This is a genomic window from Streptomyces sp. NPDC110618, from assembly GCF_055657065.1.
This window is the reverse complement of the sequence record NZ_JBVKBN010000002.1, coordinates 675,671-701,054: the sequence shown is the minus strand read 5'-3', so window position 1 is coordinate 701,054 and position 25,384 is coordinate 675,671. Positions and strand designations below refer to the sequence as shown.

Here is a 25,384-nt window from a genome sequence, read left to right as displayed (position 1 = left end):
GTTGTGCACAACTGAATTGTGTGCTCTACTTGTGGGCGTCAGCGAGCCCCGACTCCTCGAACAGGAACGGAACCTTCATGGACGCGATCTACACCGCCGTCGCCACCGCCACCCACGGCCGCGAGGGCCGCGCCATCAGCTCCGACGGCAAGCTCGACCTCCAGCTCGCCCCGCCGGTCGAGCTGGGCGGCAACGGCCAGGGCACCAACCCCGAGCAGCTCTTCGCCGCCGGTTACGCGGCCTGCTTCGCCAGCGCCCTCGGCCTGGTCGGCCGGCAGGCCAAGGTGGACGTGAGTGACGCCGCCGTCACCGGCGAGGTCGGCATCGGCAAGCAGGGCGCGGGCTTCGGCCTGAAGGTCACCCTCCGCGTCGAGCTGCCCGACACGGTGGACGAGCCGACCGGCCGCAAGCTGGTCGAGCAGGCCCACCAGGTCTGCCCGTACTCCAACGCCACCCGCGGCAACATCGACGTGGACCTCGTCATCGAGTAGTTCAGCGGGTCATCGGCTGGTTCATGGAGCCGTCGATCGGTTCATCGGGCCGCCGGCCGGTTCATCGAGCGGTCGACGACCGGGCGCGATCGGCGTGTCCCTGCGCCGGCAGGGACACCCGGTCGCGCACCAGGTGCTCCAGCAGCATCGGCACCCCCAGCACCGGCAGCAGCCAGGCCAGCGCCAGCAGCCGCCCGCCCCAGATGTTGATGTCCGGATGCCCGGCCTGGGTCAGGAACCCGGTCGCCCCGGCGGCGATCACGAACGCCCCGAACACCGGCCTGCGCAGCGCCCCCCACACCCCCGCCGCCACCGCGGCGAGGAAGAACGGCTCCCAGAACTGCCGGCGCGCCCACTCCATCCAGAAGTTCCCCGACAACTGCCAGAACTCCGCCCAGGGCCGCTCCCGGTCCGGCCGGGTGAAGTGGTCGGCGAGCAGGTCCTGGAGGCTCTCCGCGACCGTCGGATAGCCGAGCAGCCGCGCCAGCACCGACGTGCCCACCGCCGCTCCCAGGCCGATCCCCGCGATCCCCGCGATCGCCGCGAGGTCCCGGCCGGGCGCCCCGCCCTTGCGCCACCGCGCCACGGTCACCGCCGCGCCCGCCGCCGCCAGGCACCCCCCGAGGAACAGCGCCTGGGAGTGCTTCACCGTGAACAGGGCCGCCAGCGAACCCGCGACCAGCGCAAGCCCCGCCCGCCGCCCGCGCAGCACCAGCGCACAGCCCCACACGGCCGCCAGTGTCAGCGCCATCAGCAGGCCCTCCGTCATGGGCCGCATCGCGATCGCCCCGCTCGGCAGGGCGAAGTACAGCACCTGACCGGTCAGCGCCAGCGGCACCGGCAGGTTCATCGCGCGCAGGATCAGGAAGACCAGCACCCCGCCCGCGACCGCGACCGTCACCCCGGCCGCCCACAGCCCCCACATCACCCCGAACAGCGTCACGAACGGCACCAGGAACAGGGGATAGCCCGGCCGCACCTCGAAGATCCGCATGAACCGCTCGGAGGAGAACGGCACCGTCGGACCGGACGACTCGCCCGCCTCCAGCCGCCGCTCGACCTCCGACAGCTCCTTCTCCCGGCACCGCGCCTCGACCAGCGGCGCCGGATCGGGACGGTGGAAGCGGACCACGTTCACGTTCTGCCTGCGGTGCGCGATCGACGCCCGGCTCGCGCAGTAGTGCGCGATGGTCGCCTCGGCCGCCTCCGGCTTGCTGTCGCCGCGCAGCACGAGCGCGTAGGAGAGGTAGTTGCGCGAGTCGGGGGTGTCCCGGCCGGTGACGTTGGCCAGTTGCAGCACCGCGAACAGCGCGGCCAGCAGCAGCACCCAGGTGCGCGGCCTCATACGGCCCCCCGGCCGCCGGGCCGGCCTGCCGGACGCCAGGTGGTGGGCCGGCTCGGGGTCGGCCGCGACGGGCTGGAGGGCATGGCAACTCCCCTGGTGAGAACGGTGCGTACGGCGGTCAGAGCCGGTCGGTGAGCGTCAGCGGCTCCGCGGGCCGCGGCACCGCGGGCAGCGGCGCGTGCGTACGGGCCGCCGCCGAGGGCACCGGATGCCGCTCGGCGGGCGGTACGACCGGCGGCAGCCCGTGTTCGCCGAACACCACATGGCGTACGACGCGTTCGGCGGCGCGGCCGTCGTCGTACGGGCAGAAGCGGGCCCGGAACGCCGAGCGGAGCTGGGTGGAGCGGGAGCCGCGCCAGTGGCCGGTGGTGAAGATGTCGACCAGTTCGTCCTCGCTGCGCGCGATCGCGCCCGGCGGGAAGGCGCGCAGGTCGACGTAGGTGCCGCGGGCCGCCTCGAAGGCCTCCTCGTCGTCCAGGTGCAGCACGATCGGGCGGTCCAGGCCCGCGTAGTCGAACATGACCGACGCATAGTCGGTGACCAGGGCGTCCGAGGCGAGGCAGAGCTGCTCCACGCTCGGGTGGCCGGTGACGTCGACGATCCGGGGCGAGAGGGCCTCGGGGGCGAGCGGGCCGCCGTGCCGGCGGTGCGCGCGGGCCAGGATCACGAACTGGGGGCCCAGCCTGCGCGCCACCTCGTCCAGGTCCAGCGGGCAGAGCTGGGTGCGGCGGTAGTCGCGGTGGGTCGGCGCGTACAGGATCGCCACCGCGTGCTCGGGGATGCCGAGCGACTCGCGCAGCCGGGTCACGTCCGCCTTGGTCGCCTGCTGGAACACGTCGTTGCGGGGCTGGCCGTACTCCAGTGTCTTGTACGAGCCCGGCAGGACCCGCTCCCGGACCAGCGTGGAGTGCCGGTTGGCGGAGACGACGTAGTCCCAGGTGCCGGCCGCCCGCAGCAGTTCCCCGACGTCGGTGCCCGCGCCCGCCGCCGGGCGTTCGAGCAGGTCCAGGCCCATGTGCTTGAGAGGGGTGCCGGAGAAGGTCTGCACGACGATCTGGCCCGGCCGCTTCACCAGCGGGCGCGGCTCGTTGTCGACGACGTACTTGGAGCGGGCCAGCGCCGTCCAGTACGCGGCCGAGCCCGGGGTGATCCGGCGGGCCGCGACCGGGACGGTGTGGTGGTGCTCGGGGTGGGCGATCCACGCCGTGCGCAGATGCGGGGCGTGGGTGCGGAACGCCTCCTCCAGCGCGCCCGGATTGCAGCCGTGCCCCGCGCCGCCGTACGCGCGGAACACCGCCCGGTCCTGGTGCAGGGGCAGCCGCAACTGGATCCGGTAGTGCAGGCGCAGGGCCGCCGCGCGCAGGGCGCCCGCCAGCTTCACGGCGCCCTTGCCGGTCCTGCGGCCCAGGACGGCCGTTGTGCGCAGGGCGCGGTAGGTGCGGTGCAGGCCCAGCCGGACCAGGGCGTGCCGCAGCCGCTCGCGCAGGGGCGGGACGGGGGTGCCCGGCGCCCGGTGGCGGCGCAGGAGATCGCGGGCCAGCCGCAGGAACTCGGCGCGGCTGCCGCGCGGGAGCAGATCGCCGCGCGCGAACAGCGCCGTCAGATGGTCGGCCGCCCGCCGGAACAGCACCGGCCGCCAGCGGGCGAGTTCGGGACGCTCGGCGAGGAACGCGAAGACCCGCTCGTACTGCTCGAAGACGTCGAAGTGACGGCGGCTCGGGGCGCCGCCCTCGCGGCGCAGCCGGTGGTGCACGCACACCCGGTCCAGGGTCGCCACCGACTCGGCGGTGAGCAGCACGTGGAACGTCCAGGGGGTGTCCTCGTGACTGCCGGGCGGGAAGGCCAGCTCCTCGCGTTCCAGGAACTCCCGGCGGCAGGTCTTGGTCCAGGGCGCCGTCGGCAGCCGCAGCAGCCCCGGCCGGTCCTCGGGGCGGAACGGCGCCGGGCCCCGCTCGGTCAACTGGGCGCGGGCCGGGGAGCGGGGCGGCTCGCCGGTCCAGGGGATCTCGGCGTGGTCGTGGACCAGGACGTCCGGCTCGCCGGTCTCCTTCAGCCGGTCGGCGACCGCCCGGAGGGCGCCCGGGGTGAGGGTGTCGTCGCCGTCGAGGAAGAGCACGTAGTCGCCGCGCGCCTCGGCCAGTCCCGCGTTGCGGGCCGCGCCGGGGCCCTGTCTGCGGGCGAGGCGCACCGGCCGTACACGCGCGTCGCGGGCCGCGAACTCCTCGACGATCGCCCCGCAGGCGTCCGGTGAGGCGTCGTCCACGGCGATGAGTTCCAGATCGGTGTACGACTGCGTGAGCACCGACTCCAGACACTCGTGCAGGTACGCCTGAACCTTGTACGCGGGGACGATGACACTGAACCTGGGCAACGGGAACATCCATGGGTCGGCGCGGTCAGCAGGGACGGGCGGGCCGCAGGCCCTGGCCCCGGAACGGCCGATGGGGTGACTTGGTTACGCAGCGTTGCGGCATCCGGGGGACGGCACGCCGAGGGGCCGGCCGGAGCGACCCGGCCGGCCCCCCTCGTACGCGCTACTTCACGGCGCCCGCCATCACACCGGAGACGAACTGCCGCTGGAAGGCGAAGAACACCGCCAGCGGGATGACCATCGAGATGAAGGCGCCGGGCGCCAGCACCTCGATGTTGCTGCCGAACTGCCGTACCTGCTGCTGGAGCGCCACCGTCAGCGGCTGCGAGCCGGAGTCGGAGAACACCAGCGCCACCAGCATGTCGTTCCACACCCACAGGAACTGGAAGATGCCCAGCGAGGCGATGGCCGGGGCGCCCAGCGGCAGCACCACCGTCGCGAACAGCCTGACCTCGCCCGCGCCGTCCAGCCGCGCCGCCTCCAGCAGTTCCCGGGGGATCTCCGCGAAGAAGTTGCGCAGCAGGAAGATGGCGAACGGCAGCCCGAACGCCACGTGGAAGAGCACCACTCCGGTGATCGAGCCGAAGATCCCGAGGTCGCCGAAGAGCTGGGACAGCGGGATCAGCGCCACCTGGACCGGCACCACCAGCAGCGCGATCACCACCATGAACCACCAGTCGCGGCCCTTGAAGTCCATCCACGCGAAGGCGTATCCGGCCATCGCGCCGATGATGACGACGAGCAGGGTCGCCGGGACGGTGATCCAGACGGTGTTGAACAGCGAGTTGGTGATGTCCTCGTTCTCCAGCAGGGTGCGGTAGCTCTCGGTGGTGAGCTGCGCCGGGGCCGAGAACACCTTCCACCAGCCGGAGGCGGCGATGTCGGTCGGCTCGCGGAACGAGGACACCAGCAGACCGAACGTCGGCACCAGCCAGAACAGCGCCATCAGCAGCAGGAAGACCCGCAGCGCGCCGCCCGCCGCCCCGCTCGCCAGCCGGGACGCCCAGGACCGCTTGCCGCGCACGGGCGTGTCGAGTGCGCTCACCGCTCGCGCTCCTTCCTGAGCCGGCGGATGTTGACGATCATCACCGGCACCACGAGCAGCAGCAGGATGATGCCGATCGCGCTGCCGAGCCCGTAGTTGCCGCCGCCGCCGAAGGACGACAGGAACAACTGCAGCGCCAGCACGTTCGCCTCGTCCTGGGTGGGCTGCGGGGCGATGATGTAGACCAGGTCGAAGATCTTCATCACGTTGATCATCAGGGTGATCAGTACGACGACCAGGACCGGGGCCAGCATCGGCACCGTGATCCGGCGGAACACCTGCCACTCGTTGGCGCCGTCGACCCGCGCCGCCTCCAGCAGGTTCCGGTCGACCCCGGCGAGCCCCGCCGCGATCAGCACCATCGCGAAGCCCGCCCACATCCACACGTACGCGCCGATGATCGCCGGGGTGACCAGGGTCGGGCCGAGCCAGTCGACGCCGTTGTAGGGCGCCGCGAAGTTCGAGCCCGGCAGTCGCAGTTGAGCCCCTTCGGCGGAGTCGGGCAGCGTGAAGGTGCCGTCCGCCTTCGTGGTCGTGGAGGCGACGACGTCGCCGTCCTTGACCGCCTCGACCTTCACTCCCTCCAGCGCCTTCTCGCCCGAGTCGACCCGGCCCTTCTCACCGCCACCGCCGAGCTTGAAGTCCAGCCAGACCGTGCCGGTGACGCCGTCGCCGGTGGCGGCCCTGGCGTCTTCCGGCTCGCCCGGCAGCCGGTTGGGCGCGATGCCCACCATGGGCAGCAGCGCCGGGGTGCCCGCTTGGACGGTTCCGGTGCTGGTGAAGGACCCGTTGCCGGACGGTTTCAGGTCACTGACCTGGGCGTTGGGGCGGGCCTTCGGATAGACCGAGGAGTCCGTGAACGTGTCGTGCACCGTGGTTACGACCGCGTTCGCCACGCCCTGGTCCGGGTCCGCCTGGTACACCAGCCGGAAGATGATGCCGGCCGCCAGCATCGAGATCGCCATCGGCATGAAGACGATCAGCTTGAACGCCGTTCCCCAGCGCACCCGTTCGGTGAGCACCGCGAAGATCAGGCCCAGCGCGGTCACCAGCGCGGGCGCCACCGCCACCCAGATCGCCGTGTTGCGCACGGCGGTCAGCGTGGCGTCGTCGCGGAAGACGTCGACGTAGTTGTCCAGGCCGACGAAGCCGTCCCCGCCCGCGTCGAAGAGGCTGCGCCAGACCGAGTACCCGATCGGGTAGACCACGAGCGCGCCGAGCAGCACCAGGGCGGGCAGCAGGAACAGCACCGCCACCCACACCCTGGTGCCCGTCACGCTCTTGCGCGGTGCCGGCGGAGCGCCGGCACTCTCGTTCGCGACGGCCGACATGGCGCGTCAGCCGGTCTTGTACGCCTTGGCGGCGTCCGCCTCCAGCTGCTGCTGGGCGCCCGCCACATCGCTCGGGTTCTTCAGGAAGTCCTGCAGCCGCTTCCACTCGCCCACGCCCTGGGTGCCGCCGAACGCCGCCGGCGCCTGGTCGGACATGTCGAAGCGGAAGTCGTCGCCCGCCGCGATCAGCGCCTTGGCGATATCGCGGGTCACGTCGTCCTTGTACGTGCCCTGGTCCATCTCCTTGTTGGGGGAGATGAAGCCGCCCTGCGCCGCCCAGATCTCGGCCGCGTCGGTCGAGGCCAGGAACGTCATCAGCGCCTGCGCGCCCTCGCCGTCCTTCAGCGCCACCGCCACGTCGCCGCCGCTGACCACCGGGGGCTCGTCGCCGACCGCCGGGAACGGGAACACCTTGGCGTCCGTGCCGACCTTCGCGTCGGTGTCGGCGTTGATGTTCGCGGTGACGAAGTCGCCCTCGAAGACCATGGCGGCCGGGGTGTCACCGGAGAACGTCTGCGTCACCGACTTCGGGAACTCCGTCTGCAGCGCCCCCGAACGGCCGCCCGCGATCAGCTCGTCCTTGCCCCACAGCTCGGCGAGTGTGGTCAGGGCGTCCTTCACGGACGGGTCGGTCCACTTGATCTCGTGCTTGGCCAGCTGGTCGTACTTCTCCGGGCCGGCCTGCGAGAGATAGACGTTCTCGAACCAGTCGGTGAGCGTCCAGCCGTCCGCGCCGCCGATGGACACCGCCGGGGAGCCCGCGTCGGACAGCGTCTGCGCGGTCTCGATGAACTCCTTCCAGGTCTTCGGCTCCCCGGAGATCCCGGCGGCCTCGAAGGCGGCGGTGTTGTACCAGATCAGCGACTTGTTGGCGGCCTTCACATAGACGCCGTACTGCTTGCCCTCGTAGGCGCCCAGTTCCTTCCAGCCGGTGGAGAAGTTCTTGTCCAGCTGTTCCTGGACCTCGGGGCCGAGGGGCTTGACCCAGCCCTTCTCGGCGAACTGGTGGAGCACCCCCACCTGGGGCAGGAACGCCACGTCCGGGGGCTGACCGCCCTCGATCTTGGTGCCCAGGAAGGTGGAGGTGTTGTTGCCGGTGGGCACGAAGTTCACCTTGGCGCCAGTGCGCTTCTCGAACTCGTCCAGCACCTTGGTGAAGTTGTCCTGCTCGGGGCCGGTCCAGACGGCCGCGACCTCCAGGGTCTGCCCGTCGAGCTTGGGGAGTTGGACGGTCGAGGCGGAACCGTTGTCGGTGCCGTTGTCCCCGCCGTCGCCGTTGTCGTCGTCTCCGCCGCAGCCGGTGAGCGCCAGCGCGAGGGCGCCGACCGTGGCCATGGCGATCCGGATCGTGCGTTTGCTGCGCATCACTGCCCCGTTCTTCGTGCTTCGTTGCCTCGTCGAACGTTCAGCGCTGTCCTGTTATGCGCTCTGGTCTACGCCCGGTGTCCGGGGTCGGCAAGAGCGCCCGCAGTGTCAAGTGGCCGATCGTGACCACGTCGTGACTGGGGCTCGACTCCCGCTCCGGCGGGCGCTCAGAGCAGCGAGGGCACCTCGGCCGCCGCGACCTCCTTGGCCGCCCGTTCCAACGCGCTGGCCAGAAGGGCCAGATCGGTCGGGCCGTTGCCGAGCTCGCGGACCGGGCGGCGGGCGGGCGGGTCGCCCATGCGGTGCCACTCCAGCGGGACGACCGTGGGGCGCAGGGTCGCGGTGCGCGGGATACGGCCCGTCACCCGGCCGCCCTGGAAGGCGGTGCTGCGGCCGTCCGCCCAGGTCAACCGGCCGCGGCCGGGCGCCGGTTCGTCCGGTCCGGCGGCCGGGGCGTCCAGCGCGACCCGCAGCGTGGCCAGGCGCGCGGTCTCCGAGGCGGCCGTGCGGCCGTCCAGGCCCGTCGCCGCGATCAGATGCACGCCGAGCCGCTCGCCCTCGCGGGCCACCGCCTCCAGCGCGCGTATCACTGATCCGGCGGCCGGGCGGCCGGGGGAGCCCAGCGCGGGGGAGACCAGCGCGTCCAGGTCGTCCACGACCACCACCAGCCGGGGCAGCGGCGGCGCGGCCTCCGTCTTCTGCCGGGACGCGGCCGGGCGCAGGCGCAGGGTGGAGCTGGGCGGGGCGTCGAGATCCGCGGCGCCGCCGGAACGGCCGGACGGTCCGGCCGAGCGCTGGGCGACCATCCGGTCCGTCAGCAGCCGGCTCGCGTGCCACTCGGTGAAGTCGGAGCGGCCCAGCAGTTCGGCGCGCCGCTTCAGCTCCGCGCTCAGGGACTGGGCGAACTCCCGCATCCGCACCGGGTCGTTGGCGGTGAGGTGGGTGGTGACGTGCGGGACGTCCGTGCACACCCGCAGCCCGTCCGAGGTGCCGTTGCCGCCCGTGCCGTCCCGGCCGTCCAGCAGGACCATGGTCAGCCGGTCGGGGCGGTCGGCGGCGGCGAGCGAGGCGACCAGCGCGCGCAGCAGTTCGGTGCGTCCGCTGCCCGCGGGGCCCTCGATCAGCAGATGCGGTCCGTCGGCGGCGAGGTCCGCGCAGACCGGGCCGCGAGGACCGGCGCCGAGCACGGCACACGCGCGTCCGCCGAGCGCCTCGGTGTCGTCGGCCGCGTCCGCCCAGCGCGCCATCAGGGAGGCGGGGGTGGCGCGGGCCAGGCCCAGCTCGTCCAGCAGCCGGGCCGCCTGGGGCAGCGGCGCGGACACCCGCGGCTGCCGCTCCCCTCCGGCCGTGTCCGGCCGCAGCGGGGCCAGGGCCCGCGCGAACCGCTCGGCCCAGGGCAGCGATACGGCGTCCACCGTGGCCACGGTGCCGGGGGCGACCGGGGCCGGCTCCGCGTGCGGGGCGTCGGCGCGGGCGACCCGCATCAGCCGCAGCGCGGTCGCCACATCGCCACTGAGCAGCGCGACCGTGCCGCACTCCCGGAACGCCGGTGCCACGGCGCAGGCCTCGCGGTAGGTGTCGGCGACCGGCGAGGCCGGGGAGGCGGGCGGCGTCTCGGCGAGGCACACCACATGGATCCCGGCCCGCGGCCCCTGCGCGGCCAGCCGTGCCACGGCCTCCCGTACATCGGCGCCCCCGGGGTCGCCGTCCACCACGAGCACGGTGTACGGGCCCGGGAAGCGCTCGGCCGGGTCGGCCTTGGCCCAGGAGGGGCGGCGGGCGGGCGCCGGGGCGGCCGGGGGCGGCTCGGGAAGGTCGTCGAGGCGCCGGAGCAGTTCCTGGGCGCGGGCGGTGGCCTGCTCCCGGTCGTACGCCAGCAGCAGCCGGCAGTCCTGGCCGTGCGCCGGACGTACGTGCGGCAGCCAGCCGAGCCAGGACCAGTCCTGGGCGCGCTCCTCCAGCGGGCGGGTCCGGTCCGCCGCGAGCAGCACGATCTCCAGGGTGTCCGGCGAGTGCAGGGCGGCGAGCTGGGCGAGCACCGCGCGGGCCAGGCCGGTCAGCCGCGCGCGGGGGCCCGCGAGACCGAGGGCGCCCGCCTCGCGCAGATCGGCGGTCACGGGGACGGCGGGCAGCAGCCCGGTGCCGTCGGGGGCGGCGCGGTCGGCGGTGCCGAGCCGGACGGTCAGCGCCTCCGGGTGCTCCGGGCCGCGTTCCCAGAGCCGGGGGCCGGGGCCGAGCGCGGTCAGCAGCAGCGCGGCGGGGTCCGGCCAGGTCTCCGGGAGGTGCTGCGCGGCGGTGGACACGGGGGTCTGGGCGGCTTCGGCGCCCTGGTCGGCGTAGGTCTCGGGCGGGCTCTGCTCCTGGCGGCCACCGGTGAGGCGGCGCGCCCAGGCGCCGAGTCCGCCGCGCTTGCGGGCGGGCTGGGGGGCGTCGGTGCCGTGGAGGGGGGTGTCCTTGCGGGTGCCGCCGGGTTCGGGGGCGCGCGCACGCGCCTGCGCGTCGGCCGCGGAGGCGCCGAAGCCCGCCGCGCCGCCACGCGCGTGCCCGCCGGACCCGGGCGCACCGGAACCTGCCGCGCCGCCACGCGCGTGCCCGCCGGACCCGGGCGCGCCGAAGCCCGCCGCGCCGCCACGCGCGTGCCCGCCGGATCCGGGCGCGCCGGAACCTGCCGCGCCGCCACGCGCGTGCCCGCCGGACCCGGGCGCACCGGAACCCACCGCACCCGCGATGCCGGCTCCGTCCGTCCCACGGCCGCCGGAGGCCGCCGCGCCCGCCGCGAACCCGCCCCCGTGCGTCTCCCCGCCCCGCTGGCCGGGGACCCCGGCCCCCGGCGGGATGCTGCTCTCTATGCGCGGGGCGCCGCCCTGGCCGGGCACCACGGGGCCGTGCTGCTGCGCCCCCGGCGCCGCCGAGGAGGCGCCCCAGCCGGCCGAGCCGTAGCCGTGCCGGGTCTCGCCGTCGGGGCCCTCGGGGGACTCGGCGCGCTCGGCGGCGGGCGAGAGGCGCAGATGGCCCTCGCCGTCGGGCACCGTCGGCACCCGGGCGCCGGGGCCGCCCGCCGGGGCGAGCCGCAGGGCCGACTCGCCGATGCGCAGCAGGGCGCCGGGCGGGAAGCGGACCGGGCGCGAGCCGATGCGGGTGCCGCCCATGGTGGTGCCGTTGGTGGAGCCCAGGTCGGCGACGGAGACCCGGCCGTCGGCGGCGACCGTCACCGCGCAGTGCAGCCGGGAGACGTCCGGGTCGTCGAGCGGGACGTCGGCGTCGGCGGAGCGGCCGACCTGGATCTGCCCGCCGTGCAGCAGATGGACGCCGCCCGCGTCGGGGCCCGCCACCACATGGAGCTGGGTCGGGGCGTCGTCGACCTCGGGGTGTGCCTCGGGCTCGGCCGGGGTGCCCAGCGAGAGCACCGCGCCGTCGATCAGCGGCGGCTCGCCCAGCACGCACCGCGCGCCGTCCAGCCGCTCCCCGCCCGCGTACACCACCACCGGGCCGCCGCGCTCGGACTCGCCCGCGCGGGCGGAGCCGTCCGCCGAGACCGCCGAGGCGAGGGCCGACGCCACCGCGGCCAGTGCGGTGCCGGCGGGCGCTGTGACCAGCACGTCGCAGCTCCCGGCGCGGCCCCGCGTGGCGGCGGGGGACGGGCCCAGCGGGTCTACGACGGTCAGCCGGATCTGCATCGCCGTCAGCGGTCCCTTCTGCGCGGGGCACCCGCGTAGGGAGGACGACGCCCCGCGGTCCCCCACCGCGGACTACCCCCACCGCCACACGAGCACATCGGCCAGTACTGAAGGGCATCCTCGCACCTGCCACTGACAGCTCGCCCGCCGCCCGGGTAATAGTGATCTTGATTGGTCGGCTCTGCCCGTAAAAATGCCTGATCCCTGTCCTGCCGACGATCACTTGAGATCGGTCACGCCCGCCTTCGGCAACCAAACGGAACGGACCGAGCGTCTTCCCTGCGAACCTTTGTTTCGATGGGCCCGGCACTACAGTGGTTCGGAACATCGGAACACTTTCAGGCAATCAGCAGGGAGCGCGTGACGTGCGGCCAGTCGGCAGCAAGTACTTGCTTGAGGAGCCGCTCGGACGCGGTGCCACAGGCACTGTCTGGCGAGCCCGCCAGCGTGAGACCGCGGGCGCCGAGGCGGCCGTGCCCGGTCAGCCCGGTGAGACCGTCGCGATCAAGGTCCTCAAGGAGGAGCTGGCCGGCGACGCGGACATCGTGATGCGGTTCCTGAGGGAGCGGTCCGTCCTGCTCCGGCTGACCCACCCGAACATCGTCCGGGTCCGCGACCTGGTCGTCGAGGGCGAACTGCTGGCCCTGGTCATGGACCTCATCGACGGTCCCGACCTGCACCGCTACCTGCGCGAGAACGGCCCCTTCACCCCGGTCGCCGCCGCCCTGCTCACCGCGCAGATCGCCGACGCGCTGGCCGCCAGCCACGCCGACGGCGTCGTCCACCGCGACCTGAAGCCCGCCAACGTCCTGCTGAAGCAGAACGGCGGCGAGATGCACCCGATGCTCACGGACTTCGGCATCGCCCGTCTGGCCGACTCCCCGGGTCTGACCCGCACCCATGAGTTCGTCGGCACGCCCGCGTACGTCGCGCCCGAGTCAGCCGAGGGCCGCCCGCAGACCTCCGCGGTCGACGTCTACGGCGCCGGAATCCTGCTGTACGAGCTGGTCACCGGACGTCCGCCGTTCTCCGGCAGCTCCGCCCTCGAAGTGCTCCACCAGCACCTGAGCGCCGAGCCGCGCCGCCCCTCCACCGTCCCCGACCCGCTGTGGACGGTCATCGAGCGCTGCCTGTCCAAGGACCCGGACCGGCGGCCCAGCGCCGAGAATCTCGCGCGCGGCCTCAGAGTCGTCGCCGACGGCATCGGCGTGCACGCCTCCTCCGCGCAGATCGCCGCCGCCGAGAACGTGGGCGCGCTGCTCGCGCCCGACCCGGCGCCCGCCGCGGTGCCGGGCTCGGCCGACCCGACGCAGGTGCTGCCGCAGGGCGCCGGCTCCTTCGACCCGAACGCCGCGACCAGCGTCCTGCCGCACACCGGCGGCCCCAACAACGCCGCCGACCCCACCGCCGTACTGCCCAACCGGGGCGCCGCCGACCCGACCGCGGTCATGCCGCCGGTACCCCCGGGGCCGCCCGCGCCGGAGGAGCCGCACCCCTGGCAGAGCCAGCTGCGGGCCGCGCGCGACCGCAACGAGCAGACACAGGTCCAGTACCTCGACCCCGACCAGGACCCGCTGCGGCGCCGCCCGCAGCGGCAGGTCGCCCGTCCGCAGCAGCAGCCGCCGCAGCCGCAGCGCCGGGCCCAGCCGCCGCAGCCCCAGCCCGGATACGGCTATCCGCAGCAGGGACAGCCGCAGCCGCAGCAGTACGCCCCGCAGCCGCGCCCCCAGCAGCCGCAGCCCCAGCGGTACGCGCCGCCGCCCCCGCAGCAGCCGCAGGCGCCGCAGCGCGAGCCCCGGCAGCCGCGGCAGCGCAGCGCCAACCCGATGCGGATCCCCGGGCTCGGATGCCTCAAGGGCTGCCTGTTCACGATCATCATCCTGTTCGTGGCGGGCTGGCTGGTGTGGGAGCTGAGCCCGCTGCAGGAGTGGATCGGCACCACAAAGGGCTACTGGGCGCAGCTCTCCGACTGGTTCGGCACAGTGACGGGCTGGATCGGCGACCTCGGAAGCGCGCTGGGGAAGTAGCCACTCGTGGCTCCTGCCTGCGGTGAGTCTGTGGATTTGTCGACTCCTGGCGGGTGATTTCCGTCTCCGCGGTGAAGGTTGGCTCGTCGGACGCGTAGTTTTATCGGCAACACGCGTCTGTAGGAGCAGCCTTGGCACGGAAGATCGGCAGCCGGTACACCGCCCACCAGATCCTCGGGCGGGGCAGCGCCGGCACGGTGTGGCTGGGCGAGGGGCCCGAGGGGCCCGTCGCCATCAAGATGCTGCGCGAGGATCTCGCCTCCGACCAGGAGCTCGTCGGACGCTTCGTGCAGGAACGGACGGCCCTGCTGGGGCTTGAGCACCCGAACGTCGTCTCGGTCCGGGACCTCGTCGTGGACGGCAACGACCTCGCCCTGGTCATGGACCTGGTGCGGGGCACGGATCTGCGTACCCGGCTCGACCGCGACAAGCGGCTGGCGCCGGAGGCCGCGGTGGCGATCGTCGCGGACGTCGCCGACGGGCTGGCCGCGGCGCACGCCGCCGGGGTCGTCCACCGGGACGTGAAGCCGGAGAACGTGCTGCTGGACATGCAGGGGCCGCTGGGACCGGGCGGCGCGCATCCGGCGCTGCTGACCGACTTCGGCGTCGCCAAGCTGATCGATTCTCCCAAGCGGACCCGGGCCACGAAGATCATCGGTACGCCGGACTATCTGGCGCCGGAGATCGTGGAGGGGCTGCCGCCGCGGGCCGCGGTGGACATCTACGCGCTGGCGACCGTGCTGTACGAGCTGCTGGCGGGGTTCACGCCGTTCGGCGGGGGTCATCCGGGGGCGGTGCTGCGCCGCCATGTGACCGAGACGGTCGCGCCCCTCCCCGGTATCCCGGACGAGCTGTGGCAGCTCATCGTGCAGTGCCTGGCCAAGGGCCCGGCGTCCCGGCTGCGCGCCTCGGAGCTGGGGGCGCGGCTGCGGGAGCTGCTGCCGCTGCTGGCGGGGATGCCGCCGCTGGACGTGGACGAGCCGGACACCGAGCCGGTGGAGGAGGAGCCGGTGCCGTCGGCTCCGGCCGCCGCGGGGCCGGTGCGGCGGGGGGCGGTGCCGCTGGTGCCGGGGGCGAAGCCGGCGGACTCCAATCGGGACACGCATACGTCGATGCGGGTTCCTGGGCCGGACGAGCTGGCGGGGGGTGCGCACGGGACGGCGCGGGTGCCGCGGGCGGCGGGTGCGCCCCGGCCGGGGTCGGCCCGTAATCGGGCGGCCACGCGGCGGCGGCGTCTGACGCTTGCTACGGCGGCTGTGGTGCTGGTCGCGGCGGTGGGGGTCGGTACGTGGGTGGCGGTGTCGGACGACGACGCGGACGCGACTCCGCGGGACACGAAGAACTCGGCGCCGGCGTCGCCGTGAGCTGACCTGCGCCGGTGGTCTGCGGGGCGGGGGTTTCGCTTACCCGCGCTCGCGGGGTGCCGCTGCGCCCACCCGTGCCGCCCCAGCGGCACGACTGCCCGCAGCTACGGGGATGCGGCGGCGCGACTGCCCGCAGCTGCGGGGTGAGGGCGGCGGCACGACTGCCCGCAGCTACGGAGGTACTGCGGTGGCACCGGTCGGCTCTGGTCGGTTGCGGTAGCCGTTACGCTGGAGGCGTGGCAGTCGTCGATGTATCCGAAGAGCTCAAGTCCCTCTCCTCGACCATGGAGTCGATCGAGGCCGTTCTGGACCTCGACAAGATGAGGGCAGACATCGCCGTGCTCGAGGAGCAGGCGGCCGCGCCGTCCCTGTGGGACAACCCGGACGAGGCGCAGAAGATCACCAGCAAGCTCTCCCACCTCCAGGCGGAGGTGAGGAAGGCCGAAGCCCTGCGCTCGCGGATCGACGATCTCGCCGTGCTCTTCGAGATGGCCGAGGAGGAGGACGACCCGGACACCCGCGCCGAGGCGGAGTCCGAGCTCGCCTCCGTGAAGAAGGCGCTGGACGAGATGGAAGTACGGACCCTGCTCAGCGGGGAGTACGACTCCCGCGAGGCCCTCGTGAACATCCGCGCCGAGGCCGGTGGCGTCGACGCCGCCGACTTCGCCGAGCAGCTCCAGCGCATGTACCTGCGCTGGGCGGAGCGCCACGGCTACAAGACGGAGCTCATCGAGACGTCGTACGCCGAAGAGGCCGGCATCAAGTCGACCACCTTCTCCGTGCAGGCGCCGTACGCGTACGGCACCCTCTCCGTCGAGCAGGGCACACACCGCCTGGTGCGGATCTCGCCCTTCGACAACCAGGGCCGCCGACAGACGTCCTTCGCCGGTGTGGAGGTCCTCCCGGTCGTCGAGCAGTCCGACCACGTCGACATCGACGAGTCCGAGCTGCGCATCGACGTCTACCGTTCCTCCGGCCCCGGCGGCCAGGGCGTCAACACCACCGACTCGGCCGTGCGCATCACGCACCTGCCGACCGGCATCGTGGTCTCCTGCCAGAACGAGCGCTCGCAGATCCAGAACCGCGCGACCGCGATGAACGTCCTCCAGGCCAAGCTGCTTGAGCGGCGCCGCCAGGAGGAGCAGGCCAAGATGGACGCGCTCAAGGGCGACGGCGGCAACTCCTGGGGAAACCAGATGCGTTCGTACGTCCTGCACCCGTACCAGATGGTCAAGGACCTGCGCACCGAGTACGAGGTCGGCAACCCGCAGGCCGTGCTCGACGGTGAGATCGACGGCTTCCTGGAGGCCGGAATTCGCTGGCGCAAGCAGCAGGAGAAGTAAGCGAAGCGTTTTGTCGACAAAGGCAACTGCCACCCCCGAGGCGGCAGTTGCCTTTGTCTTTCCCCGCCGCTTCCCCATCTGTTCCGCGATGTCTGGGTTTTACATCACACTCACAGGCTCCAACCCCCGGCAAAGAACCCGTACTTGGACATCGCGTACGCAACGGCCTTGACGTTGCTTTGAAAAATCGGAAGGGTAAAGCGTGGCATGCGTATCTCTGGGGCGCATGTGAACCGGGGGGCGTGAGTTGTTCTGCTACCACCCTCCGTCGATCACCGCTCCGAGCGCCGCCTCACTGACGATGAGCTACTGGGGGTAGCAACCACATGACCAAGAAGACGCGGATCCGTGTCGCCCGGATCGCGGCCGGTGCCGTGATCGCGGCCGGTGCCACGCTCTCGGCCGCCGGCGTCGCATCCGCCGATGTCTGCGAAGACCTGGGTGTCTGTGTCACGCCGGAGCCCGACCCGACGGAGACCACCCCGGAGCCGGAGCCGACCCCGACTGCGACCGAGCCGACCGTCATCCCCGAGCCGACCGAGCCGGAGCCGACGGAGCCCGAGCCGACCGAGCCCACCGATGACCCGGACCCGGTCGACCCCACCACGGAGCCCTCCAACCCGGGCAACGGGAACGGCGGCGGCAACGGGAATGGCAACGGAAACGGCAACGGCGGCGGCAACAACGCCGACCCCGACGGCGGCCAGTCTCCGCAGCAGCAGGGCTCCTCGTCCCTGACCGAGACCGGTGAGGGCGCGGACACCACCGCCCAGGGCAGCGGCGACGAGCTCGCCGACACCGGTGCCGCGCAGACGACCTTCCTGATCATCGGCGCCGCGACGATGATCGCCGGCGGTATCGGCTTCCGGGTGCTCCCGCGCCTGGTCGGCGGCCGCGGCGGGGCCGCTGCCTGACGGTAGCCGTCCGCGCACACACTGTGTGACGAAGGGCCCGGAGCGATCAGCGCTCCGGGCCCTTCGGACGTCCTGCGGTGTACTTACACGGTCTGGTGCGCCAGCAGCGCCACGGCCGCGATCAGCACTGCGAGCAGGGCGATCAGCGTCATCGGGGTCAGATTCGCGAGCAGCGGGTTCTCCTGCTGCAGTCGCTCGCGGTTCGCCCGGCAGACCGGGCAGCGGCCCTCGTTCACGGGCGCCGCGCAGTTCGCGCACACCAGCCGGTCGTACGTCATGCGCCTCGCCCTTCTTGTCAGTGGTTGCAGTGGGAGAACGCCTCGGGGATGCAGAACGTTCCCCTTATCTACTGTGCCAGGTTCCCCCACATGGCGCGCGGCCCGCTCCCGGAGGGCGGTTCCCGCACCTCGTCAGGCAGGAACAAATACGCACAACCCCGGCGCAACCCCGACCGCTGCCTGCACTCCCGCACCCGACTCGCGTATGGTCACGCTCATCTACCCCCGGCGACCCGTGGTGCATCCGTGATCCGATTCGACAACGTATCCAAGGTCTACCCCAAGCAGACCCGCCCCGCACTCAGGGATGTGTCCCTGGAAGTGGAGAAGGGCGAGTTCGTGTTCCTCGTGGGGTCCTCCGGCTCCGGAAAGTCCACCTTCCTGCGGCTGATCCTCCGCGAGGAGCGGTGCAGCCACGGTCAGGTGCACGTTCTCGGCAAGGACCTCGCGCGCCTGTCCAACTGGAAGGTGCCGCAGATGCGCCGCCAGCTGGGGACGGTGTTCCAGGATTTCCGGCTGCTGCCGAACAAGACGGTCGCCGAGAACGTGGCCTTCGCCCAGGAGGTCATCGGCAAGTCCCGCGGGGAGATCCGCAAGTCCGTGCCGCAGGTGCTCGACCTCGTCGGGCTCGGCGGCAAGGAGGACCGGATGCCGGGCGAGCTGTCCGGTGGTGAGCAGCAGCGCGTCGCCATCGCGCGGGCCTTCGTCAACCGGCCCAAGCTGCTGATCGCCGACGAGCCCACCGGCAACCTCGACCCGCAGACCTCCGTCGGCATCATGAAACTGCTCGACCGGATCAACCGGACCGGGACCACCGTGGTGATGGCGACGCACGACCAGAACATCGTGGACCAGATGCGCAAGCGCGTCATCGAGCTGGAGAAGGGCCGCCTCGTCCGCGACCAGGCCCGCGGCGTCTACGGCTACCAGCACTGAGACCGCAGCTAGTTCCACGGAAAGGCTTGAAGCAGACGCCATGCGCGCCCAGTTCGTACTGTCAGAGATCGGTGTCGGTCTCCGCCGCAATCTGACGATGACCTTCGCCGTCATCGTCTCCGTCGCCCTGTCACTCGCGCTGTTCGGCGGGTCGCTCCTGATGAACGACCAGGTCAACACGATGAAGGGCTACTGGTACGACAAGGTCAACGTCTCGATCTTCCTCTGCAACAAGAGCGACGCCGAGTCCGACCCGAACTGCGCCAAGGGCGCGGTGACCAAGGACCAGAAGAAGGAGATCCTCGCCGACCTCGACAAGATGCCGGTCGTCGACACGGTGACGTACGAGTCGCAGGACGAGGCGTACAAGCACTACAAGGAGCAGTTCGGCGACTCCCCGCTGGCCAGCTCCCTCACCCCGGACCAGATGCAGGAGTCGTACCGCATCAAGCTTACCGACCCGGAGAAGTACCAGGTCATCGCGACCGCCTTCGACGGGCGCGACGGGGTGCAGTCGGTGCAGGACCAGAAGGGCATCCTGGACAACCTCTTCGGGCTGCTGGAGGGCATGAACATCGCCGCCCTCGCGATGATGGCGCTGATGCTGGTCGTGGCGCTCATGCTGATCGTCAACACGGTGCGCGTCTCGGCGTTCAGCCGGCGGCGCGAGACCGGGATCATGCGCTTGGTCGGTGCCTCGGGCTTCTACATCCAGACGCCGTTCATCATGGAGGCCGCGGTCGCCGGACTGATCGGCGGCGCCGTCGCCTGCGGATTCCTGGTGGTGGCCCGGTACTTCATCATCGATCACGGACTCGCGCTGTCCGAGAAGCTGAACCTGATCAACTTCATCGGCTGGGACGCGGTGTTGACCAAGCTGCCGCTCATCCTCGCCACGAGTCTGCTGATGCCCGCGTTGGCCGCGTTCTTCGCGCTGCGCAAGTACCTGAAGGTGTGACTCTTACCAAGAGGGGCCGTCCGGTCAACGGACCGTACGGCCCCTTGCGTTGTCCTAGACTCACCGGCATGTCAGGTCGTGACCTGTTCTGCCAGCCCCGTCGCATCCGCCGCGGGGCCGCCCTGACATTGGTCTTCGCCTGCGTGCTGGTCGCCGGGGCGGCGACCGACTCCCTGCCCGGACCCGAACGGAAGTCCGCCTCCGATGCCGCCCGTTCGAGCACCAGCGTCCGCCACGAGCAGGTCGCGGCCGCGGCCGCCGAGGCGATGGCCGACGGCAAGTCTCCCGTGGAGGCCGCCGAGCGCGCGGTCAGCCGCAGCGGCGACCGCTGGGGCGCGATCTACTCCGAGGGCGAGTACGAGGAGTTCGAGAAGGCCCTGGACGGCCGGTACACCGGCGTCGGCCTGTGGGCGCGGCGCGAGCGGGACGGCCGTATCGAAGTGAGCAAGGTGGGCAAGGGATCGCCCGCCGCCTCGGCCGGGATCCGGGCCGGGGACCGGCTGCGCAGCGTCGACGGCGAGAAGGTCGACGGGCTGCCCGTCACCGAGGTCGTCTCCTTACTGCGCGGTGACGCCACCGACGCGGCGGCCGGTACGCAGGTGCGGCTCGGTCTGGAGCGCGGCACGCGCGCGTGGAGCCTCACGCTGCGCCGGGCCACCCTCTCCACCCACTCGGTGACCGTCGACAAGCTGGCCGGAGCGGTCACCGTCATCCGCGTCGACTCCTTCACCAAGGGCTCCGGCGACACCGTCCGCAGCGCGGTCCGCGAGGCCCCCGACGGCGCCGGGATCATCCTCGACCTGCGCGGCAACTCCGGCGGACTGGTCACCGAGGCCGTCACCGCCGCCTCCGCCTTCCTCGACGGCGGCCTGGTCGCCACCTACGACGTCGACGGCGACCAGCGCGCCCTGCACGCCGAGCCCGGCGGCGACACCACCAGACCCCTGGTCGCGCTCGTCGACGGCGGCACGATGAGCGCGGCCGAACTGGTCACCGGCGCCCTCCAGGACCGCGGCCGCGCGGTCGTGGTCGGCTCGCGCACCTTCGGCAAGGGCTCGGTGCAGATGCCGAGCCGGCTCCCCGACGGCTCCGTCGCCGAACTGACCGTCGGGCACTACCGCACCCCCTCCGGCCGCGAGGTCGACGGCCAGGGCATCAAGCCCGATCTGAAGGTCGAGGAGCAGGCCCTGGAGCGGGCCGGGACGGTACTGAGCGGACTGGGACCCACGTAGCCCCCGCCCCCGAAATCTGCTTCCCGCCGACCCCCTCCGTAGTGCGAAAATGGACGGCACTATGAGCAAGGGAATGTACGTACCCAAGGAGGCCCAGCCCAAGAAGGGCGGGTCGGCAGCCAAGGCCAGGGACGGCGAGAAGGGCGGCAAGCGCAAGATCGTCGCGCAGAACAAGAAGGCGCGGCACGACTACGCGATCATCGACACCTACGAGGCCGGTCTGGTGCTGACCGGTACCGAGGTGAAGTCGCTGCGCCAGGGCCGTGCCTCGCTGGTGGACGGCTTCGTCCAGGTCGACGGGGGCGAGGCGTGGTTGCACAACGCGCACATCCCCGAGTACGCCCAGGGCACCTGGACCAACCACTCCGCGCGCCGCAAGCGCAAGCTGCTGCTGCACCGCGAGGAGATCGACAAGCTGGAGGTCAAGGCGGGGGAGACCGGTCACACGATCGTGCCGCTCGCCCTGTACTTCAAGGACGGCCGGGCGAAGGCAGAGATCGCCCTGGCGCGAGGCAAGAAGGAGTACGACAAGCGCCAGACCCTGCGCGAGAAGCAGGACCGGCGGGAGTCGGACCGGGCCATCGCGGCGGCGAAGCGGCGGCAGCGGGGCGTCTGACGCGGTCCGATGCCGTCCGGCGCCGTCCGACGCCGGGAATACGCTGGCACGCGCCCGCGTTGGTCACGTACGATGGCACTGCACCTCATCGAGGGTGCGCGCCGCCCTCACCAGAGGGTGTTTGAAAAAACAACATGGGGATGATCGGTTTCGACAGCGGCTGTCGAAGCAGGGGAAGCGTGTCGAGGAAGCGGCCATGATCTCGTTAACCACAGGCCGAAACAAATAATCGCCAACACCAAGCGCGATTCCTTCGCCCTCGCTGCCTAAGTAGCGACTTGCGAAGTGTCAGCCCGGGGCTGTTCCCGACCCGGATCCTGGCATCAGCTAGGGAACTAAACCTTGATCCCGGTCACGGGGTGAAGAGGGAAATCAAACAGTGACTGGGCCCGTTCCGGACTTGTCCGGGTGATCCGGAGGGCCGAGAAACTCGTACCGGACTGCACACGGAGAAGCCCTGATTCCGCACCGTTGGACGCGGGTTCGATTCCCGCCATCTCCACTTGTCCCTCCGGGGACCACCCCATGTGGGCCAAGGCCCCGTCGCTTCCGGCGACGGGGCCTTTGTCGTGCCCGGCTGCGGCTGTGACAGGGCTGTGACGGGTGGTGTGAGGTGGGCCACTGCTCTCGACGATCACCGGCTGATGAGGTGGACGGATGCCTACCCCCCGTCGCGCAGTTCCCGCTGTCCTGTTGGGTGCCCTGTTACTGGCCGCGTGCGGCACCGAGAAGAGCGACGAGGCCGGGGGAGGAGGGGACGGGCGGGTCGCCCGGGCCACCCTGTGCCCCTCGCAGCAGCAGTACGGCGCGCTGCCCACCGCACCGGACGAACCGACGCCCGCCGCACGTCCCTCGGGGACGCCGTCAAAGCTGCCGCTGCCGCCGTCCGACGGCCAGGGCGACGACGAGGTGCGGGTGACCGGGCTGTATGCCTGGGGGCCCGGCAGCGGCTGCGACGGCGTCGACTACTCCGCCGACTTCGAGGTCACCAACAGCGGTCCGGAGACGGCCACTTACACGATCACCTTCGCGTTCGGCTCCTCCGGCCGGGGCATGGAGCCGATCGACCGCACGGTCGAGGCGGTCGGTGCCGGACGGACCGTCAAAGGGACGGTGGTGATGAAGGACTTGCCGCCGGACGCGGCGCCCACCGTCGAAATCCTCCGCGCCCGCAGCGTCCCCACCGCCGAGGCACCGACCAAGTCCGGCCCCTGCCCCAAGTCCGGGGTGCATGTGTACGCGGACGAGGGCGACGCCGCGATGGGGTTGCGGGTGGTCGGGCTGCACCTGGTCAACTGCGGTGCGGAGACACTGCGGTTCAACGGCTATCCCGAGTTGGAGCTGTTCGACGAGGACCATCGGAAGGTGACGGGCGTACGGATCCTGGAGGGGACGGGGTCGATCAGTACCGGGCTGGGGGACGACACCGCGCGTCCTGTCTCGCTGGCTCCCGGTGAGGCCGCGCGGGCGTCACTGGCGTGGCGCAACACGACCGAGTTCGGCGATCCGGTCAACGCGCCCTACGTCCGTGTGCAGGCCGCCCCCGGTGACGCGCCCGTCATGGTCACGCCGGAGCTGGACCTCGGTACGACCGGGAAGCTGGGCGTCGGGCCGTGGCAGAAGGACGAGGACTACCGAGGCTCGGAGACCGGGGCGTCGACGCCGGGTGACTGACGCGGGGCGGTGGCGCGCGTCGGGGGTGGGTTCGCCTGCCCGCGCTTGCGGGGTGCCGCTGCGCCCACCCGTGCCGCCCCAGCGGCACGACTGCCCGCAGCTGCGGCACGAGTGCCCACCGCCATGGCGGTGGCCAGCACTGCCGCGCACACCGGTACGCCGTATCCTGCCGCAGCCGACACGTGTTCCGCGGTCCAGCCGCCTGCCGCGCTGCCCAGGGCGATGCCGCCCAGGAGGCCGGTCACCGCCAGGGTCATGCCCTCGTTGAGGTGGCCCTCGGGGGTGCGGTGCTGGATCAGGGTCATGTTGGTGATCATCGTGGGGGCGGTGGCCATGCCGGATACCAGCAGCGTGGCGGCCAGGAGGAGCAGGGAGTCGGTGAGCGTCGCCGCGAGCAGGGGCAGGGTCAGGAGTGCCGTCATCGCCGCTATGCACCACGGGTAGCGGCGCTCCGGCGAACTCGCCGGCCTCATAGCGCCGTACAGGAGCCCCGCCGCGCAGGAGCCCGCCGCCTGGAGGGCGAGGACCGCGCCCGCCGCCGTGCTGTGGCCGAGGGTGTCCGCGTGGGCGAGGGTGACGACCTCCACGGCGCCGAAGACGACCCCCATGGCCAGGCAGACGGCGAGCAGCGCGGGCATGCCCGGGGCGCGGTACGGGGGGTGTGTGGGGTCCGTACGCGGCCGTACCGGGGGTTCCGTCGAGCGCTGGGCCGTGAACAGCGTCATGCCCGTCGCCAGGAGCAGTACGCCCGCCAGCGTGCCCGCCTCCGGGAAGGCCGTGCCGCTCAGGAACGCGGCCAGGACCGGGCCCAGCATGAAGCACAGTTCGTCTGCCGCCTGCTCGAAGGAGTTCGCGGTGTGCAGCGCCGCCGCGTCGTCCTTCAGCAGATGCGCCCAGCGGGCCCGGGACATGCCGCCGATGTTGGGCGTCGTGGCGGTTGCGGCGTACGCGGCGAAGAGGGTCCAGTCGGGGGTCCCGGCGCGGACGCACAGGATCAGCGACAGGCCGCCGAGGACCGCGACCAGCGTGGCGGGCAGGGCCACCCGCGCCTGCCCGTGCCGGTCGATGAGCCGCGCGATCCACGGCGCGACCAGAGCCGTCGCGGCCAGCCCCGCCGCGACCACGGCCCCGGCCAGCGCGTAAGAGTCCCGCTCCCCGGCGATCATCACGACCGCGCTCACGCTGAACATGCCCATGGGCAGGCGGGCCAGCAGGTTCCCGGCGGTGAAGGCGCGGGCCCCGGGCAGGGCGAAGAGCCGCCGGTAGGCGGAGGTCGGTCGAGGCATGGCCCCACCTTCACCCGGAGTGGATCAAGGGGTCCAACACCTGCTCCGCGGCGATTGACACACCCGCGTTGTAAATTCCCGGCATGCCCGACCCCCGACTCCTGCGCGCCTTCCTCGCCGTCGCCGAGGAACTGCACTTCACCCGCGCCGCCGCCCGGCTCTACGTCGCCCAGCAGGCGCTCAGCCGGGACGTACGGCGGCTGGAGCGGGAGCTGGGCGCCGAACTGTTCGTCCGGACCACCCGTCAGGTCACGCTCACCGCGGACGGGGAGCGCCTGGTGCCGCACGCCCGGCGGGCGCTGGCCGCGCACGAGGACCTGCTCGCCGCGTTCGGACAGGCCCGGCCGCTGCTGGTGGACCTGAACTCGCCCGGCCTCGGCACCGGCCACCGCGTCCTCGCCCGCGCCCGCGAACTGGCCCCCGAGCTCGAACTGATGGCCCGCTACGAGAGCGGGCTGACCGGAGCCGCGGCCGATCTGCTCGCCGGACGCCTGGACGCCTCCTTCGGGCGGTACTCCGGACTCGCCCCCGCCCTGCGCGCCGGCCTCGACCACCAGCCCGTGCGCTACGAACCGATGGCGGTGCTGCTGCCCGAGGGGCATCCGCTGGCCGCCCTGGACGCCGTACCGCTCGACGCGCTGGCGGGCTCGGTCGTATACGCGGGGGCGGGCAATCCGCGCACCCCGGAGTGGACGGATCTCGCGCGCGAGCTGTTCGCCGGGCGGGGGATCGAGGTGGCGCCTCCCGCGCCGGTCGCCGTCGGCGTCGAGGAGTTCCAGCGGATCATGACGAAGACCCGGACACCCGTCCTCGCCGTCGTGGATTTTCCGGCCATGCCCGCCTCGGTACTGCGCCCCTTGATCGATCCGGTGCCGCTCTCCCCGGTCTCGCTGGTGTGGCGGAAGGGGCTGGTGCATCCCGCTCTGGACGCTCTGAGACGGGCGGGGGCCGAGCTGGCGGCCGCGGAGGAGTGGCTTCGGCCACACCCGGAGGGTTGGATTCCAGCCAGTGACAAAGTCACGATGCGGTTCAACTAATGACACACGGCAAACACAGAACTCACTCGTGCGCTACATTCTTGGCCTGAGCACATTGTGGTAAAGGGGGCGCTCGGCCCGGGTGGGGGCCCGG

19 protein-coding genes and 1 other RNA gene are annotated in these 25,384 nt (G+C 72.3%); 12 read left to right on the top strand and 8 right to left on the bottom strand.

Features of this window, described 5'->3' with window-relative positions; all coding sequences use genetic code 11:
* Window positions 1-77: 77 nt before the first annotated feature.
* Window positions 78-491 (top strand): organic hydroperoxide resistance protein, encoded by a 414-nt coding sequence (locus ACZ7L7_RS06360; RefSeq protein WP_093723415.1) that lies wholly within the window; start codon window positions 78-80, stop codon window positions 489-491.
* 61 nt (window positions 492-552) lie between these two features.
* Here ACZ7L7_RS06360 and ACZ7L7_RS06355 read toward each other — a convergent pair whose 3' ends face one another.
* From ACZ7L7_RS06355 to ACZ7L7_RS06330, 6 genes are all read right to left on the bottom strand, one after another.
* Window positions 553-1,836 carry a hypothetical protein gene (locus tag ACZ7L7_RS06355; protein WP_471591536.1) on the bottom strand — a complete coding sequence of 428 codons (1,284 nt, stop codon included), beginning with the start codon at window positions 1,834-1,836 and terminating at the stop codon, window positions 553-555.
* A gap of 118 nt (window positions 1,837-1,954) precedes the next feature.
* On the bottom strand, window positions 1,955-4,207 hold the full coding sequence (locus ACZ7L7_RS06350) for a bifunctional glycosyltransferase/CDP-glycerol:glycerophosphate glycerophosphotransferase (RefSeq protein WP_471591535.1): 2,253 nt from the start codon (window positions 4,205-4,207) through the stop codon (window positions 1,955-1,957).
* A 163-nt stretch (window positions 4,208-4,370) separates the two neighbouring features.
* Window positions 4,371-5,252 carry a carbohydrate ABC transporter permease gene (locus ACZ7L7_RS06345; RefSeq protein WP_285510761.1) on the bottom strand — a complete coding sequence of 294 codons (882 nt, stop codon included), beginning with the start codon at window positions 5,250-5,252 and terminating at the stop codon, window positions 4,371-4,373.
* Window positions 5,249-6,583, bottom strand: coding sequence for a carbohydrate ABC transporter permease (locus ACZ7L7_RS06340; protein ID WP_285510762.1), 1,335 nt, complete (start codon window positions 6,581-6,583; stop codon window positions 5,249-5,251). The genes ACZ7L7_RS06345 and ACZ7L7_RS06340 overlap by 4 nt, the downstream gene beginning before the upstream one ends.
* 6 nt (window positions 6,584-6,589) lie before the next feature.
* A complete protein-coding gene (locus ACZ7L7_RS06335) occupies window positions 6,590-7,948 on the bottom strand; it encodes an ABC transporter substrate-binding protein (RefSeq protein WP_285510763.1) in 1,359 nt (452 codons plus the stop codon).
* 167 nt (window positions 7,949-8,115) lie between these two features.
* Complete coding sequence (locus ACZ7L7_RS06330) at window positions 8,116-11,625, bottom strand: FtsK/SpoIIIE domain-containing protein (protein ID WP_472075073.1); 3,510 nt, start codon at window positions 11,623-11,625, stop codon at window positions 8,116-8,118.
* Between the two features lie 365 nt (window positions 11,626-11,990).
* Between ACZ7L7_RS06330 and ACZ7L7_RS06325 the strand changes: the two genes are divergently transcribed.
* From ACZ7L7_RS06325 to ACZ7L7_RS06310, 4 genes are all read left to right on the top strand, one after another.
* Entirely contained in the window at window positions 11,991-13,652 is a 1,662-nt protein-coding gene (locus tag ACZ7L7_RS06325) for a serine/threonine-protein kinase (RefSeq protein WP_285510765.1), read from the top strand.
* 131 nt (window positions 13,653-13,783) lie between these two features.
* The gene (locus ACZ7L7_RS06320) at window positions 13,784-15,016 is read left to right on the top strand and encodes a serine/threonine-protein kinase (RefSeq protein WP_285510766.1); all 1,233 of its coding nucleotides are present in this window, start codon (window positions 13,784-13,786) and stop codon (window positions 15,014-15,016) included.
* A 236-nt stretch (window positions 15,017-15,252) separates the two neighbouring features.
* Window positions 15,253-16,359: a peptide chain release factor 2 gene (prfB, locus tag ACZ7L7_RS06315; RefSeq protein WP_285510767.1), complete on the top strand. Its 1,107-nt coding sequence runs from the start codon at window positions 15,253-15,255 to the stop codon at window positions 16,357-16,359.
* Between the two features lie 326 nt (window positions 16,360-16,685).
* Complete coding sequence (locus ACZ7L7_RS06310) at window positions 16,686-17,273, top strand: hypothetical protein (protein ID WP_285510768.1); 588 nt, start codon at window positions 16,686-16,688, stop codon at window positions 17,271-17,273.
* An 83-nt stretch (window positions 17,274-17,356) separates the two neighbouring features.
* Here ACZ7L7_RS06310 and ACZ7L7_RS06305 read toward each other — a convergent pair whose 3' ends face one another.
* Window positions 17,357-17,551 (bottom strand): hypothetical protein, encoded by a 195-nt coding sequence (locus ACZ7L7_RS06305; protein WP_285436865.1) that lies wholly within the window; start codon window positions 17,549-17,551, stop codon window positions 17,357-17,359.
* Window positions 17,552-17,797: 246 nt separating this feature from the next.
* Between ACZ7L7_RS06305 and ftsE the strand changes: the two genes are divergently transcribed.
* The 6 genes from ftsE to ACZ7L7_RS06275 all read left to right on the top strand — a co-directional run bounded on the left by ftsE (window position 17,798) and on the right by ACZ7L7_RS06275 (window position 22,967).
* The gene (gene ftsE, locus ACZ7L7_RS06300) at window positions 17,798-18,487 is read left to right on the top strand and encodes a cell division ATP-binding protein FtsE (protein ID WP_004000799.1); all 690 of its coding nucleotides are present in this window, start codon (window positions 17,798-17,800) and stop codon (window positions 18,485-18,487) included.
* A gap of 40 nt (window positions 18,488-18,527) precedes the next feature.
* Window positions 18,528-19,445, top strand: a complete 918-nt coding sequence (gene ftsX, locus ACZ7L7_RS06295) for a permease-like cell division protein FtsX (RefSeq protein WP_285510769.1) — start codon at window positions 18,528-18,530, stop codon at window positions 19,443-19,445.
* 68 nt (window positions 19,446-19,513) lie between these two features.
* Entirely contained in the window at window positions 19,514-20,677 is a 1,164-nt protein-coding gene (locus tag ACZ7L7_RS06290; RefSeq protein WP_285510770.1) for a S41 family peptidase, read from the top strand.
* Window positions 20,678-20,750: 73 nt separating this feature from the next.
* Window positions 20,751-21,293, top strand: coding sequence for an SsrA-binding protein SmpB (gene smpB, locus ACZ7L7_RS06285; RefSeq protein WP_285511282.1), 543 nt, complete (start codon window positions 20,751-20,753; stop codon window positions 21,291-21,293).
* Window positions 21,294-21,429: 136 nt separating this feature from the next.
* Window positions 21,430-21,798: a transfer-messenger RNA gene (gene ssrA, locus ACZ7L7_RS06280) on the top strand.
* 152 nt (window positions 21,799-21,950) lie between these two features.
* Window positions 21,951-22,967: a DUF4232 domain-containing protein gene (locus tag ACZ7L7_RS06275; protein ID WP_471432194.1), complete on the top strand. Its 1,017-nt coding sequence runs from the start codon at window positions 21,951-21,953 to the stop codon at window positions 22,965-22,967.
* Here the strand turns inward: ACZ7L7_RS06275 and ACZ7L7_RS06270 are convergent.
* Window positions 22,925-24,253, bottom strand: a complete 1,329-nt coding sequence (locus tag ACZ7L7_RS06270) for an MFS transporter (RefSeq protein WP_285510772.1) — start codon at window positions 24,251-24,253, stop codon at window positions 22,925-22,927. The two genes, ACZ7L7_RS06275 and ACZ7L7_RS06270, sit on opposite strands and share 43 nt — an antisense overlap.
* A gap of 83 nt (window positions 24,254-24,336) precedes the next feature.
* On the opposite strand from ACZ7L7_RS06270, the gene ACZ7L7_RS06265 reads away from it, so the two are divergent.
* Window positions 24,337-25,290 carry a LysR family transcriptional regulator gene (locus tag ACZ7L7_RS06265; RefSeq protein WP_472075067.1) on the top strand — a complete coding sequence of 318 codons (954 nt, stop codon included), beginning with the start codon at window positions 24,337-24,339 and terminating at the stop codon, window positions 25,288-25,290.
* The last annotated feature ends 94 nt before the right edge of the window (window positions 25,291-25,384 follow it).